The sequence below is a fragment of the Psychrobacillus sp. OK032 genome (assembly GCF_900111345.1).
Taxonomy (GTDB): Bacteria; Bacillota; Bacilli; order Bacillales_A; family Planococcaceae; genus Psychrobacillus.
Window position 1 is genome coordinate 488015 of record NZ_FOGY01000002.1, and the last position, 15675, is coordinate 503689.

A 15675-nucleotide genomic window follows, 5' to 3' on the forward strand; every position below is an offset into this window, starting at 1 on the left:
TACCTATTTTAATTCGACTACCGTAACTCCGTGACCGCCTTCTCCAGCTTCACCAAAACGATAGTTTTTCACACGCGAATGGTTTTTCAAATATTGCTGAATAGCCTGTCTTAATACGCCAGTTCCCTTCCCGTGGATAATAGAAACACGTGGGTAGTTCGCTAAGATAGCATCGTCTAAATATTTTTCTGTTCGAATAAGTGCATCTTCGTATCGTTCCCCGCGGAGGTCAAGCTCTAATTTCACATGCGAATCTCTGCCCCGAACCGCATTGACAGAAACTGTTTGCTTTTGTTTTTCCGGTTTAATATATTCTAAATCAGATTCATCTAATTTCATCTTTAACATACCAATTTGAACCGACCATTCATTCTTCGAAAGCTTGTCTATTAATGTACCTTTTTGACCGAAACTTAATACTTTTACTTCGTCTCCAGCTTTTAACTCTTTTGCACGCTCGTTTAATTTCTTTTGTTTTTTTAATACTGGATTTGTAGGAAGTGCTGCGTCCAATCGTTTTTTTGCATCGATCAGTTCATGGTCTTTTACTAATTTATGCGTATTAGCTTGCATTTTGCGGAGATCACTAATGATTTCATCTGCTTCGCGTCTAGCATCCTCAATAATTTTTTTTGCTTTATCTTTAGCTTTTAGTTCTAACTGTTCTTTCTTTTGTTCGAGTTCAGCTAGCCTTTGTTCTAGATCCTCTTTTACTTGTTTTGCTTCTTCTAACTTTTCTTCTGTTTCTTCAGCATCTCTTTCAGCTTGTCTTCTACTTGCTTCTAACGAGGCAATCATCGAATTAACTTCCCCACGGTCTGCTCCCGTATAAGTCTGCGCTTGGGAAATAATATACGCTGGTAAACCAAGTCGCTCCGAAATTTCAAAAGCATTACTACGTCCAGGAACCCCAATTAGCAATTTATAAGTGGGGCTTAATGTTTCGACATCGAACTCAACACTTGCATTCGCCACACCTGGTCGATTATAGCCATACGCTTTTAGTTCAGGGTAATGCGTTGTCGCCATCACACGCGCGCCTGTTCCATGCACTGCATCCAAGATAGAAATAGCAAGTGCTGCTCCTTCTTGTGGGTCGGTTCCAGCACCAAGCTCATCAAAAATTATTAATGATTTTTCATTATATTTTTTCAAAATGTCTACAATATTCACCATATGAGATGAAAATGTACTCAAGCTTTGCTCAATGGACTGTTCATCTCCAATATCTGCAAATACCGATTCAAATAGGGCTACTTCCGAACCATCTAATGCTGGAATCGGAATACCACTTTGTGCCATTAATGTACAAAGTCCCACCGTTTTTAGTGTTACGGTTTTACCACCTGTATTTGGTCCTGTAATGACAATCGCCGTAATATCTTTCCCAAATTCGATTGTATTAGGAACTGCAGTTTCTATAGGAATAAGTGGGTGTCTTGCTTTTACTAAACGAATATACCCGTCATTGTTAATAATTGGCATCGTACACTTCTCTGCTTGTCCGTATTTAGCTTTGGCCAAAATAACATCGATTTCGCCTAAAATACTTACTAATAGGAAGATTTCATGTCCCACAAGTTCTACTTCTGCTGTCAGTTTGATCAAGATGCGTTCTATTTCTTCTTGCTCTTTTACTTTTAAACTACGGATTTCATTATTTATTTGAACGACTGCAGATGGTTCGATAAATAATGTTTGACCCGAAGACGATTGATCATGGATAATTCCACCATAATGACTGCGGTATTCTGACTTGACTGGTATTACATATCGATCATTTCGAATCGTTATAATGGAATCCGAAAGCATTTTAGATGCATTAGCACCTCTTGTATAGCTTTCTAGTTTTTCTCGAACTCGACTCACTTGGATACGTAGTTGTTGACGGATCGAACGTAATGTACTACTCGCACTATCTAGTACAGCTCCATTTTCATCGATACAATCATTTATTTCATGTTCAAGCGCCGTTAGAATTGGCATAGATTCTTTCTTTTCTAGAAAATGAGGAATCGCTACATCTTCTGACTCTGCTACATTTTCTAAAAATTGGCGCAAAATTTTACTGGCACGAATCGTACTAGCTGTTTCCATTAATTCGATTGGACTTAGCATTCCACCTATTTGTGCTCGTTTTGCATGGGGACGAATATCAGTAATGCCCCCCATTGGAACATTGCCTCTTAAACGAAGAATGGATAATCCCTCATCCATTTCTTCTAAGAGCTTCGTGACTTCTTTATAATCAACAGAAGGCACAAGCTTATCTATATGGCTTTTTCCGACAGAAGAAGTACAATATTTTGCCACTTCTTCCCGTATTTTATAATATTCTAAAGTTTTCAGTGCTCTTTCAGCTATCACTGTGGCACCTCCTCATTATTTCTTTATGAACTGTTTGAATTTTTCTAGCGTCCAAGCATTTACAATTGTTCCTTTATGCAGCCATGCTTTTTGCGCATAGCGTACACCGACATCCATATATTTTAGTTGATCGATATGATGGGCGTCTGTATTAATCGCAATAGGCACGCCTTTTTCTTGCGCTAGCTTTAAATATTCTGTTTGTAAGTCAAGTCGATATGGATTTGCATTTAATTCTAATATTTTCCCATTTTCCCTCGCCCATTCGATTAAGGTCGGTACATCTGGATTATATCCATTTCGTTGTTCAATAATTCTTCCGGTTGGGTGTGCAATCATATGGACATAAGGATTTTTTATCGCATTATTTAATCGCTCCATGATTTTTTCTTGCGGTTGACTAAAACTTGAATGGATGGAAGCAATGACGAAATCTAATTGCTTTAATAGATCGTCATCAAAATCAAGCGATCCATCAGGAAGAATATCCATTTCTGTTCCCGCGAAAATTTCGATATCAGCGTATTTGTTATTTAAGTCGTGAATTGTATCGATTTGTCTTAATAATCGTTCTTTTGACAACCCATTAGCTACTTTTAAATAATCAGTGTGGTCCGTGATAACGATATGCGAATATCCTTTAGCACGACTAGCTTCTACCATTTCTTCGATAGAATGGGCACCATCCGACCAAGTGGAATGCATATGGAAATCACCTTTTATATCTTCAAGCGTTACGAGTAATGGCAATTGGTCCAATTTCGAAAATTCCGAGCCATCTTCTCGAACGGATGGTGGGATAAATGGTAGGTCGAAATAAGCATAGAATTCCACTTCGGAGTTGAAATGTTGCATGGACCCATCTTCTAGTTCCACACCATATTCACTTATTTTCTTTCCTTGTTCTTTTGCAATTTGTCTCATTTTAATATTATGGTCTTTCGATCCTGTAAAATGATTTAATGCAGATGCATATTGATGTAATTCGACTAAACGGAAATCGACGTCGATTTCGTTGTCTCCATCTAGTGTAACGGAAACTTTCGTATCTCCGGCAGCAATTACTTTTAACACTGGTAGCTCTTTTAATAGTTCTTCACGAACCTGTTGTGCTGCACTAGTCGCAATGATGAAGTCAATATCTTTACTCGCTTCTTTAACTCTTCGGTAAGAACCAGCAACTGAGTATTTTTCAATCGTTGAAATAGTAGCCAGTTTGCTTTCGATCATTTCTACAATTGGTTCTAATTGCCAAACCGCTGTACGTTCGGGTTTTGATTGTAAGTTTTCAATTTCTGCAAGAATTTTCTTTTCCGTTTTCGCTGCAAATCCAGCTAACGTTTGCACTTTACATGCTTCACATGCCAATTTTAACGCATCCATCGAATCGATTTGTAATTCTTTATATAACTTTGCAATTTTTTTGCCACCAAGTCCTGGAATTTTCAGCATCGGAAGCAAGCCACTAGGCACTGTATTTTGAAGCTCAACTAGTAGAGAACACGCTCCCGTATTAATTAAATCTTCAATAACTGCACCGGTTGATGCACCTATGCCTTTTAATGATAATATATTATCCATCTCGGCTAAGCTACGCGGATCTAGCTCTAACACTTGTGCAGCTTTTCGGAAAGCGGACACTTTGAAAGGATTTTCCCCTTGTAATTCCATATATAATGCTATTTTTTCTAGTGTATTTATGATTGTTTTTTTATCCATTACAATAACTCCTTCTGAAAAACTATTATATCTACTGAATGAAGTTAAAAAAACTTCCCTCTACTGAGAGAAGTCACTTTTCTATATAGATATACCACCAATTCTTCACTAATTCCGATAAAATCGGCGTGTGTTCCAACATCCACCCGGTTAAAATGGAATTCGATATTAAATTTTGAATAAAATCGATTGGTAAAAGGGCAAATACGTATAATAGTACAAATAGGATAAAGTAAAATTCGATAAAGCCTAATACTGCCCCAACAAGATTACTTACAAAGCCAAGTATAGGCAAATATTTCAAGAAATCAAACATCGATGCGATCAACTGAAGAGCAAATTTCACCGCTATAAAAATAAGAACAAAAGCAATAACACGATAAAAAGTTTGGTCCAACTCCAAATTCTCCACTGCAATTGTCAGCTTTGATCCAGCCGTAACCGCTGGAAATGGAATCCATAGAACAAATTTGTCTGCAAGTGGTTTATAATAAGTGTACGCAACAATAAGCGCGATGATAAAACCAGTCATATGAATGAGTTGGACAATTAGCCCACGTTTTGCGCCGGTGATCAAACCGGCTACTAATAAAATTAATATAAGAATATCAAACATTTTTTCAGTCCTTTAATTTTTTCAATTCTGCTTCTAGTATTTCTAATTGCTCTTTTACTTTTATGTAATCGTTTACGGCATTCACAGCAGTAAGCACCGCAAGTTTTGGAATATCTAGCTGACTATTATGTGCTTGTATCTCTCGCATTTTATCATCCACCATGGAGGCTACAAGACGCATATGACCAGTAGTTTCGGAGCCTACCATTTTATAAGTCTGCCCATATATTTCAACAGAAATTCTCGTTTTTTGCTGTTCTGACAAAGCCATACCTCCCCAGAAAATCCTAATTACAATAATAACACGAAATAGATTACGATGTGAAGAAAGGAACAAACGAATGTCAAACGAAGTATTATTAATGAAACCTGATGAAATTGAAAAAGTAAAAGCGCATTATGCGAATAATAAAGTAGAACGATCTGCTCCAGGAGTTGTTTTCGCTGCAAAGTTAGCAGATACGACAGTCACCATCTATAAATCTGGCAAAGTCATGTTTCAAGGAAATGGGGCAACTAGAGAGGCTTCTCGTTGGAGTGGAGCTTCGAATAAACAAGTGGAAAAAGTGTTTAGTGGAAATACAAAAGGAGATACGTTACCAGAGAACTTCGCTTCTCTTTCGGTCATTGGTTCGGATGAAACTGGTACTGGCGACTATTTCGGTCCCATTACAGTTGCCGCTTGCTTTGTTCGAGAAGATCAAGTCGAGCTTGTAAGAGAACTTGGTGTAAAAGATTCAAAAATGCTAACAGATGATATTATGCGTAAAATGGCTCCGGATTTAATGGCCACATTAACACATAGCGTGCTTGTGTTGAAAAACGAAAAATATAATGACATACAAAGTCGCGGATGGTCCCAAGGGAAAATAAAAGCGCTTATGCATAACCAAGCACTTAAACATGTATTGAAAAAAATGGCTCCAGAAAAACCAACCTATATATTGATCGACCAGTTTGCAGAACGTGGCATTTACTATAATCATATTAAAACCGAAAAAGAAATTATTCGTGAAAATGTGCTATTTTCTACAAAAGCAGAGCAACTACATGTTTCCGTCGCGGCAGCTTCCATTATTGCAAGATATGCATTCTTAAAGGAAATGGATCGTCTGACTGAAATAGCTGGTACGACTATTCCTAAAGGTGCCAGTGCAAAAGTCGATGAAATCGCTGCAAAAATTTATGTAAAGCACGGAGAAGATTTTTTGAAATCGATTACTAAATGGCATTTTGCGAATACTGGGAAAGCGATGAAACTTGCTAAGAAGAGAAGGTTTTAACTGAATAGGGGATTTTTTTATGAATCAAATAAAAAAACTTTTTTTCCATAAATCTAGGGAATTAATATCTGTATTTGTTTTTTTCCTACTTATATTAATTTGGACTTCTATCACTAGTAAAGACTATCATGTATCTCATAAAATATTTATTGCTTTCTTTGCGACTGGAATTTTTGTTTTTGTTCGTTGGTCACTGAAGGAAAAACAATAGCGCAAGCGCCTGTCTCTGCCCCGACAGGCAAATAGGAGCAGGGAGGCAGCTCCCCAGCCACCACAAGCGATTTTGTTTGCGACGAGCTTTGCGCAGGAGCAGCTTTTTCACATTTGACCCCGAGGGGCAACGTTCTTCTGCGACGAGCTTGCGCAGGAGCACACGGTTTTACTGCGACGAGCTTGCGCTGGAGTCTGGACGTTGAAATTCTTGTAGAAAGTTGTTATCCACATTTTAGAATTTTATAATTCCTAAGAAATGAAAAACGCCCGAAGAAAATTACACATATTTCCTTCAGGCTTTTTATTTTTATATTTACTTGTTCATTATTACTCCGCTAACCCCGTTCTCAATTTGTTCACACCAAACTCTAAATAGCCCTTTAAACAAGTTAGCATGTATACCCAACCTTCTTTATTGCCAATCAGCTGGTTAAGAAAATCTGGATCGTCTTGTTTAAAACCTTCCTCTTTCACTTCAACTAAAGTACTTAGGTCATCTAGCTCTGTTAGCGAAATCGTTACAATATGTTCTTCTCCAGATTCTCCCCATCGATACACAATTTTTTTAAAGTCTATGATTTCTAATACTTCTATCTCAACAATAGCGTTATATTCTTTGTACTCCAATGTAATTGTCTTGTCTTTTTGCCATCTTTCTGAACTCGATGAAAACCAGAAATTTCCGATTTTCTCAGGATCAACAAATGCTTCAAATACGTCATTTGCCGGCTTTAATATATTCATTTTTGTAAGGTTGTTCATAATCTAAATCATCCCTCTTTCGGCTTGTTTTATAGTTCTTTGAATAAGTGCTTCTACAGTTTCATTTTTAGCTAGTGTTGGACTTTGACCTGACCATAGCGACATATATTCTTTGTTATTTTGAGAGGCAGAAGCTTTACGAATAGATTGCGTTAGCGTATTTTGAATCGGAAAATTTGGGATATTAGCTTCATACTCATGCATTTCTTTTGTAAATGTATTTGATATGCCTCTAGCCCATTTACCTGAGAAAGCATTCGTTAACGTTGTATCTTCGTCTTTTGCTTGTAATATCGCTTCTTTATGCAAAGGATGGGCGCCACTTTCTACACAGGTTAGGAAAGCAGTTCCCATTTGAACAGCTTTTGCTCCTAAGCTTAGAGCAGCTATTAATCCTCTACCGTCCATAATACCTCCTGCTGCAATTACCGGTATAGTAACTTGATCTGCAACTTGGGGAATTAATGACATTACTCCAATCATTCCTTCTTCATGTCTACTTATGAAGTTCCCTCTATGTCCCCCTGCTTCACTTCCTTGCACAACAACAGCATCCATTCCGAGTTTCTCAATAGCTATTGCCTCTGTGACTGTTGTAGCTGTCCCGATTAAAATAACCCCTTGTTGTTTCAACAGCGTAATTTGTTCCATAGAAGGAACTCCAAATGTAAAGGAACAAACTCTCACTTTTTCTTCAACAATAATTTGTACTTGCTCATTGTACACTTGAAGCATTTCTTTCATACAAGGAAACGCTTCAAGTTCCTGCTCTACTTTTAATTGAGTGCGATATTTATCTAGTAGGCTATTCGCTTCTTCAATATGATTTTCTATTACTTCGAAATTGCTTGGAACAAATAAGTTAACTCCAAAGTTTTTGGTCGTCAATTGCTTTACTTCTCTAATTTGATCACGTAATTGCACCGGACTTAAATACCCTGCTCCAATCATCCCAAGTGCCCCATTATTGGAAACCGCCGCTACTAATGCCGAAGTAGTAATCCCTCCTGCCATAGGAGCTTGGATAATTGGGTTATCGATTTTTAATAGATTTGTTAGTTCATTTTTTAACACATCTCCACCCCCTTAAAACTTACTGGTTCTTTCTTCAAACTTTTTCTCCCATTCATTGGAGTAAGGCACTACTTTTACTTTACGCAAGTTCTTTCCCCTCCTCTTGAAATTGTCCTTCTAAAAGTTCTTTATGAACCTTAGAGAATTGGAGCAGATTAAACTTTTCTGCTCTTATAAGTGAAATGATACTATTTGCTTCATTGTACGCTAAGTCATATATTGTTTGATCAATGCTTCCATTCATAAATGCCTCTTCTAGTTCCTCTTCATCTAATAGAAAAAGTTCTCCAGTAGGCAAGACAACAATATCTAAAATTAAATCATCCATCCAAGGAATATTATTCTCCATTCCAACTTTATAACATATATCAATATACCACTGCACGATTTCCCCATTAGCATCAAACATCGTAGTGACTGTATAGTTTTTCCCCATTGGAAAATGCTGTAGCCACATATAGTTATTATCTACAATACAAATTCCCTTTTCTCCGTACTGTACCCAAAGCGGCTCCGTGATTTGAACCAAGTTTAATAGTGTAATGTAACCCGTAAAGTCTTTTTCTTCTATATAAGATTGTGTATACTCTCTTTGAATAATTCGTTTCCAATCTGAACGATCCGCATATCTCCTGAACACTCTTTTCCCACATCCTCTATTTTATTCGCTCATTACCTCTTTTAAAGTTCCCTGTAATTTTCTCTAATATTATTTGCTCTTCTTTTTCGTCTTCTGCATCTTCTATTCTTCATGAAATTCTAAGAAAACCGAGTAGTAATTTGATAAGTAAAAGTAGTTTCATCCAAAAACGATTAATTAACCATAGAGGGACCACCATATTTTATTTATGTTCTCTCTATAGCCATTGATTTTTCCTCTTTTCTATTCTATAAGTTAATTAAGTATGCTATTATATTCCTTCTGAATATTTTATTCATTACATCACAGTCAGATACAATTAAAGGAATTATTTCCGTTCTACGTGAGGAGAATTTATTTGAAAGTACAAGTATTATTAAAAGGGTATAATTTTTTGTTTTTCGGTTTACTCGCACTCTTTATTCCCTTTTTACCAGTATATTTAGGAGAACAGGGCTTATCAGCCAGTGAAATAGGTCTAATTATTGGAACCGGGGGTTTTGTGACACTAATTGCACAACCTCTTTGGGGTTTTATAGCCGATAAGACGAAAACGATTCGTAAAGTGATGCTAATTCTCGTTTGTTTTACAGCAGTTTCAGGTTACTTTTTGTTTAACGTCAATAGCTATGTTTTACTTATTGTTTTTGCATTGTTAGTTTATTTTTTCCTTATGCCACTTGATCCACTGACAGAGAGCTTAAATTTCACGGTCTCTGAAATGGCTCGCATCAGCTATGGTTCCATTCGCACATATGGGGCGCTCGGCTATGCAGTTTTGTCCCTAATTGCTGGTTTTACGATGGATTATTTCGGTATGAGTAGTATAGCTATATTATTTGTGTTATTGGGCCTTATTTCGTTCGGTATTATTTGGTTGATGCCGAATGTACAAGCTTCATCAAAACCCATCACAATGGCCGGACTTAAACAAGTATTAAAAAATAAGGAAATGCTTTTATTTTTAGTTTTGGTATTTATAAGTTCAGTTCCAGCACGTATGAATGATACATTTTTGGGGATTCATATGCTAGCACTTGGAGGGGATACTTCACTAATAGGAATCGCCTTCTTTATAGCTGCTACTAGTGAAATTGTTATTTTTGCGTTAAGTTTTTGGTGGCTTCGTAAAGGCAAAGAGCTTGAGATGATCACGATTGCAACATTTTTCTATTTTGTCCGTTTCCTAGCATCTGCATTTGTCACAAGCCCTGTTGCGCTGATGGTAGTTCAACTATTGCAAATGGTTACATTCCCTATTTTTTATACTGCAGCGATCCAATATTTATACCAAATCATGCCGAAAGAATGGAGGGCTACTGGACAAACTGTTCTTGCTCTTTTGTTCTTTGGACTGTCTGGTATTATCGCATCTTATGCTGGGGGATATTTGTATCACGAACTAGGTGGTCATTCGTTTTATTTCATCATTTCGATTATGTCGTTTATTGGAGTCCTGTTCGGTGTTTTCTTAATGATTCGTAAGCGTAAAAGAAGTTAATGTGAATATAAACGGAGTTCGGCATTCAAAATTGCCGAGCTCCGTTTTCTTTACCTCAATTATCTCTACCAAATAAAAACAATTATATCACACTAGTAAAAATATTCTTATTCTTATCGCAAATCAAATAAATGCGTAGTATAATAGGAGATAATTACGAGAAAACGCTTTCAAATTAATAAGATTTTATGAGGGGGATAATTATGGAACTCGTTCTCAATCAAAGACAAGAACAAAGTTTAACGATGACTTTTCAACTAAGGCAAGCCATTGAATTATTACAATACTCCACTTATGATCTTTATCAATTTATTAAAGAAAAGGAATTAGAAAATCCATTAATCGAACTAGAAGAACATGTAAAAGATCCTTCATTGGAAGAAAGATTCACTAGAAAAATATCATCCTCTAGTTCATCTCAACAACTTATAGACTTTGTTAAAAGTAGGGGTATTTGTAAGAGAGAACAGCTATTCCAAGAAGTTAAGTTATTATTTAAACATAAAGAAGATCAGCATCTTCTTTATTTTATCATTTACAATTTAGACGATAATGGCTATTTTCGTATACAAGATCATGACCCTTTTGACGAAAAAACTATAGAAAGAGGTATTCATCTTCTACAACAGATTGGACCAGTTGGAGTTGGTGCTAGAAGCTTGCAGGAGTGCCTACTTTTACAAGTAATATATGAATTTCCGGAAGAAAAACTAGTCAAAAATTTACTCGAAAATCACTTCGATTTATTAGCAAATAGAAAGTGGAACGAGATTGCAAGGATTATGAAAATTGCATTGGCGAATGTAAAGGAAATGTATGATTTTATACAGACACTTAACCCAAAACCAAGTTTTAGTACTTCTGATGATTCCATAGAATATGTAAATCCAGATATCATAGTAGAATATAAAGAAGGAAACCTCACTTATTATTTAAATGACGGATTCTTACCTGAGATTCATTTTAATAATGAGTATGCGGGATTACTTCAAGAAAAAGATGAAACGTCCAAATACATAAACAATCAGTATACGCAATATAAATGGTTGTTAAGTAGTATTGAGCAACGGCGTTCAACGATATTGAAAATAGTGAAAGTACTTTTAGAAAAACAAAAACAGTTTTTTTCTGAAGGATTTAGTGCTTTAAAGCCACTTACCTTAAAAGAAGTAGCTACTGAAATCGATATGCATGAATCTACCGTAAGTAGGGCAACGATGCACAAGGTCATACAAACACCTCTAGGCTCATTTGATCTCAAGTTATTATTCACATCCAAGTTGGAAACGGCAGACGGAAGTTCTATTTCCCAAACAGAAGTAAAAGAACTTTTAGCTAATTTCATAAAGAACGAAAACAAAACAAAACCATTTTCCGATCAAAAAATAGCCGATTATTTAAAGACCGAAAATGGGATTAACATATCTAGACGAACGATTAGTAAATATCGAAAGGAACTCAATATTCCATCTTCTAGTTTACGGAAAGAAATCGGTATTTAGGTTGGTATAAGTAAAGATTCATTGTGGCTGTGTCATATTCTGTTGAACGATTAGGTAGGTATCTAAATAGAAAAGGCGTTCATAAAGTCTCGCAAAAGACTCCATGAACGCTTTTTATAACTTTTATACTAATTGTTTTGAAAGTTTTGTAGCAGCTGCTTTTACTTTTTCTAAGCCTTCTGCAACAATTGCATCGACTTGATCTGGAGCCGCAGCATGTCCTTCAATTACTACTTCATCCACGATTTGCATACCGAAAACGCCACCTAATACATTTTTCATGTAGTTAACTGCCATTTCCATTGGTGCTGCTTCTGGTGAAGAATAAATTCCACCACGAGCATTTAAGATAACTGCTTTTTTGTCAGTTAATAATTGTACTGCTTGACCATTTTCGTCATATTTGAAAGAGAAACCAGCTTGGTAAATATAGTCGATAAACACTTGTAATGGTGCTGGAATCGTTAGGTTCCATAACGGGAATGCAAATACTACTACATCAGCAGCAGTTATAGCGTCCATTGCTTTTTGTTTAGCAGCGATTAAACGAGCTTCTAATTCTGTTAACTCTAATCCATCTGATAATTTACCAAATGCATTAAAAAGGTCTTGTCCGATAAAAGGCATGTCTTCTGCAAACACATCATAAGTTGTTACGTTTGCACCTTCTAAGTTTTCCATAAATGTATCGTACATTCTGCTAGAGATACCTTCTGCAGAAGGGCGGTTGTTTGCTTTAACTACTAAAATATTCATGATTAATTCCTCCAATGTTTTTATTACATTGGTTATCATAACAATATATTATGCTACTTTCAATTATTTTGAATTCGAAATGAATGAAATAATTATATTTGTTCACCCATTATTCACAATTTCAATAGTTTAGTAATTTAGCCTTCTACGTGGCGTATCACACAGAAACCTAAAAATAGAGCAGCACCTTTTCTAAATTTGACTGTAAAAGAATACGCATTTTTATTGGAAAATTTCCCGGTTGTCGAGTTGGACAATTATGAATAGAAGTTGGACAATCTTATCTAATAGTTGGCCTAGGACACACGAGAAATGGACAATCTCAACCGATAGCCGGACTATAGTTTCTGCCCCTGTTAGATATATGTTAAACACAAAGAATTTATTATTGTGCTTACGTTTATATAAACATAATTTTTATCTTGTACCATTGCAAATCTTAATCGACTCCAACAATATCACTTCTACGTTCAAGCAATGCAACATCACGCCAAACACCATTCAATTGCCCCATATGCTGCCGTACCCCAACTACTTTGAACCCATATTTCATATGAAGATTTATACTCCCTTGATTTTCAGGAAAAATCATTGCTTGTAACGTCCAAAATCCATTTTGTTCACTCGTTTCTATTAACGCTTGTACTAATTTGCTTCCTATTCCCATACCTTTTATCTCATCTGTTAAATACACACTTACTTCCGCAACTCCAGCAAAAGATTCTCTATTGGAAATCGGACTTAGCGCAATCCATCCTACTACTTCCCCATCTAATCTAGCTACTAGCCTACATTTACTTGCATGTCCTGCATTCCATTCATCCCAAGTCGATGTTTCTGTTTGAAAAGTTGCATTGCCTGTTTGAATACCTTCCAAATATATCGCATTTACCTGATCCCAGTCAGATGACAGCATTTCGTCTATTATTAATTCGTTATTCATCCATATTCCTCAATTTCATAATAAAAATAATGTAAATAAAAGCACTTCCAACAAGGATTATACACCGTTGCAAATACTTTTTGAATTATTTTGGTGTACTGTCCCTATGTTAGACACAACTCAAAAATATCTCTGAATAATTTCGAATTGTGTCTTACTCAAGGAAAGCAGCAAAAAGCCGTAACACATGATGGCAGTTCCTATTCTGATCACTATGAAGTCCATGCTATTCATATGGAAAACTATGCAAGAGGAGAAAATGAACCCGAGAAAAGGAAATGGTTAGATTTCTTAATTGGAGACCAAGTGGTAAAGCAGACACTTGCTACTAATAATCCATTACTTGATAGACTATTACAAGCACTTATAGAGCTAAACCAAGATGAAGTTACCAGGAGCGAAGCAACGGAATATCATTCTTCATTACAGAAAGTATATTTACGATAGTATAGATACCAGTAAATGAAAAATAGAAATGAATCACATTCATGAACTAGCCTCATGCTCCTGTCCGATGTCTTATCAAGAAATCGCCTATCGCTTGGAACTTCCAATGAGTGAAGTCATTGGAAAATCAAATATGTACTACTTGCTTTGGTGAAAAACGGAGTGCTTCATTCAATTACAAAAAAACCTTTTGACCGATGAACAAAGGATTTAAGGATTCAGTTTTTAAATATACTGAATACCCACAATGAAAAAAACAGAAATAAGTTCTTTAAAAGTGTATCCTCCCTCCTAATTCTAGGCTAAAAAACATATATTACTGGGTTCCTATATTTTAAGTGGTTAATAAGCTACTAATGCGCATCCTTACTGCAAAAATACTGAAAATACTAAATTATCTTTCTAATGGGTGTATTCACAAAAATATTGGGCTATAATTCTTAATAGGAGGGGGAAACTAATATGATCAAACAATCAATAATTGAGAACGTGATCGAAGCCGCACTCTCGACAGGCGGTGATTTTTCGGAGGTATTCATAGAAGATAAATATGTGAACAGATTGGAATTGCAAAGCGGAAAGTTAGAGAAAAGTATATCTGGTCGTGATTTTGGAATTGGAATCCGTATTTTTTCTGGCCTTCAAAGCATATATACGTACACAACTGATTTCTCAGAAGAAGGCTTGCTACTAGCAGCAAAACGAGCAGCACATGCGATTAAAGGTGGAGCAAATGGAACTATTCATCCACTCCGAAAAGAAGCATTTAATCCTATACACCAAATTGCTCAAATGCCACGAACTGTAAAACATGCTAGGAAAGTAGAGTTTATGAGGAAAGCAAATGAGATTGCTAGAAATTACGATGAACGAATCCGACAAGTCGGACTACGTTATATAGACGAAGAACAGCATGTACTAATCGCCAATTCAGAAGGTAAATTCGTGGAAGATACTCGTGTCCATAGTAGGCTATCCATACAAGCGACGGCTTCTGACGGCGTTGAAATGCAGACGGGATTTTACGGACCAGGGGCACATGCGGGATTTGAATTTATTGAAAACTTAGATCTGGAGCATTATGCAGGTGAAGCAGCACGAATTGCTATAACGATGCTTGGAGCGGATGAATGTCCGAGTGGAAAGTTCCCTGTCATTATTGATAATGAATTTGGCGGCGTTATTTTTCATGAAGCGTGTGGGCACGGACTGGAAGCTACTTCTGTTGCCAAAAATAATTCTGTTTTCGCAAATCGAATTGGTGAAAAAGTTGCCCCCGATATCGTGACATACATCGATGACGGTACCCTACCGAATGAATGGGGTTCCCTAAATGTGGATGATGAAGGCGAAAAGACACGCAAAAATGTTCTAATCGAAAACGGAATATTAAAAGGTTACCTTATCGATAAATTTAATGCCCGACGCATGAATGCAGAGGCAACAGGTTCTTCCCGCAGGGAGTCGTACCGATTCAACCCTACTTCTCGTATGACAAATACGTATATCGCACCGGGTACATCGACACCAGAAGAAATTATTGCATCTACTGAAAATGGACTTTATGCAAAATATATGGGTGGAGGCTCCGTTAATCCAGCTACAGGTGATTATAATTTCGCCGTTTCGGAGGCTTATCTTGTGAAAAATGGTAAAATTGATCGCCCAGTTCGAGGTGCAACACTTATTGGGAATGGAGCGAAAACATTACAACTTGTCGATAAAGTCGGCAATAATCTTGCCCATGGTGCAGGAATGTGCGGATCTATAAGTGGAAGCCTTCCTGTCAATGTTGGGCAACCGATGATTCGCATCAGTGAAATTACAGTCGGTGGGACAAAGGGGGAATAAA

Annotated in this window: 15 protein-coding genes; 6 read left to right on the forward strand and 9 right to left on the reverse strand. The window is 36.6% G+C overall.

From position 1 onward, the window contains the following. Positions 1-3 precede the first annotated feature (3 nt). The 4 genes from BMZ04_RS06110 to zapA form a co-directional block, all read right to left on the reverse strand. On the reverse strand, positions 4-2367 hold the full coding sequence (locus BMZ04_RS06110) for an endonuclease MutS2 (RefSeq protein ID WP_093266764.1): 2364 nt from the start codon (positions 2365-2367) through the stop codon (positions 4-6). Positions 2368-2382: 15 nt separating this feature from the next. Next, a complete protein-coding gene (polX, locus tag BMZ04_RS06115; protein WP_093266767.1) occupies positions 2383-4086 on the reverse strand; it encodes a DNA polymerase/3'-5' exonuclease PolX in 1704 nt (567 codons plus the stop codon). 73 nt (positions 4087-4159) lie between these two features. After that, on the reverse strand, positions 4160-4702 hold the full coding sequence (locus BMZ04_RS06120; protein ID WP_093266770.1) for a CvpA family protein: 543 nt from the start codon (positions 4700-4702) through the stop codon (positions 4160-4162). Between the two features lie 4 nt (positions 4703-4706). Then, positions 4707-4967 (reverse strand): cell division protein ZapA, encoded by a 261-nt coding sequence (gene zapA / locus BMZ04_RS06125; RefSeq protein ID WP_093266774.1) that lies wholly within the window; start codon positions 4965-4967, stop codon positions 4707-4709. Between the two features lie 76 nt (positions 4968-5043). Here zapA and rnhC point away from each other — a divergent pair, with 76 nt between their 5' ends. Further along, positions 5044-5985 (forward strand): ribonuclease HIII, encoded by a 942-nt coding sequence (rnhC, locus tag BMZ04_RS06130; protein ID WP_093266778.1) that lies wholly within the window; start codon positions 5044-5046, stop codon positions 5983-5985. A 19-nt stretch (positions 5986-6004) separates the two neighbouring features. Next, on the forward strand, positions 6005-6196 hold the full coding sequence (locus tag BMZ04_RS06135) for a hypothetical protein (RefSeq protein ID WP_093266781.1): 192 nt from the start codon (positions 6005-6007) through the stop codon (positions 6194-6196). A 329-nt stretch (positions 6197-6525) separates the two neighbouring features. Here BMZ04_RS06135 and BMZ04_RS06140 read toward each other — a convergent pair whose 3' ends face one another. The 3 genes from BMZ04_RS06140 to BMZ04_RS06150 all read right to left on the reverse strand — a co-directional run bounded on the left by BMZ04_RS06140 (position 6526) and on the right by BMZ04_RS06150 (position 8674). Then, positions 6526-6960 carry an SRPBCC family protein gene (locus BMZ04_RS06140; RefSeq protein ID WP_177184345.1) on the reverse strand — a complete coding sequence of 145 codons (435 nt, stop codon included), beginning with the start codon at positions 6958-6960 and terminating at the stop codon, positions 6526-6528. Between the two features lie 3 nt (positions 6961-6963). Continuing rightward, complete coding sequence (locus tag BMZ04_RS06145; protein ID WP_093266788.1) at positions 6964-8034, reverse strand: NAD(P)H-dependent flavin oxidoreductase; 1071 nt, start codon at positions 8032-8034, stop codon at positions 6964-6966. Between the two features lie 79 nt (positions 8035-8113). Further along, positions 8114-8674, reverse strand: coding sequence for a ribonuclease FAU-1 family protein (locus BMZ04_RS06150; RefSeq protein ID WP_093266793.1), 561 nt, complete (start codon positions 8672-8674; stop codon positions 8114-8116). Positions 8675-9032: 358 nt separating this feature from the next. Between BMZ04_RS06150 and BMZ04_RS06155 the strand changes: the two genes are divergently transcribed. Together BMZ04_RS06155 and rpoN are read left to right on the forward strand one after the other, a co-directional pair. Next, positions 9033-10175 carry an MFS transporter gene (locus tag BMZ04_RS06155; protein ID WP_093266796.1) on the forward strand — a complete coding sequence of 381 codons (1143 nt, stop codon included), beginning with the start codon at positions 9033-9035 and terminating at the stop codon, positions 10173-10175. Between the two features lie 203 nt (positions 10176-10378). Then, on the forward strand, positions 10379-11677 hold the full coding sequence (gene rpoN / locus BMZ04_RS06160) for an RNA polymerase factor sigma-54 (protein ID WP_093266799.1): 1299 nt from the start codon (positions 10379-10381) through the stop codon (positions 11675-11677). A 123-nt stretch (positions 11678-11800) separates the two neighbouring features. On the opposite strand, the gene BMZ04_RS06165 is transcribed toward rpoN, so the two are convergent. After that, positions 11801-12433, reverse strand: a complete 633-nt coding sequence (locus BMZ04_RS06165) for an FMN-dependent NADH-azoreductase (protein WP_093266802.1) — start codon at positions 12431-12433, stop codon at positions 11801-11803. Positions 12434-12872: 439 nt separating this feature from the next. Beyond that, the gene (locus BMZ04_RS06170; RefSeq protein ID WP_093266805.1) at positions 12873-13376 is read right to left on the reverse strand and encodes a GNAT family N-acetyltransferase; all 504 of its coding nucleotides are present in this window, start codon (positions 13374-13376) and stop codon (positions 12873-12875) included. A gap of 147 nt (positions 13377-13523) precedes the next feature. On the opposite strand from BMZ04_RS06170, the gene BMZ04_RS06175 reads away from it, so the two are divergent. Together BMZ04_RS06175 and BMZ04_RS06180 are read left to right on the forward strand one after the other, a co-directional pair. Beyond that, complete coding sequence (locus BMZ04_RS06175; protein ID WP_093266808.1) at positions 13524-13823, forward strand: hypothetical protein; 300 nt, start codon at positions 13524-13526, stop codon at positions 13821-13823. 462 nt (positions 13824-14285) lie between these two features. Continuing rightward, positions 14286-15674 carry a TldD/PmbA family protein gene (locus BMZ04_RS06180; protein ID WP_093266811.1) on the forward strand — a complete coding sequence of 463 codons (1389 nt, stop codon included), beginning with the start codon at positions 14286-14288 and terminating at the stop codon, positions 15672-15674. Position 15675: the final 1 nt, after the last annotated feature.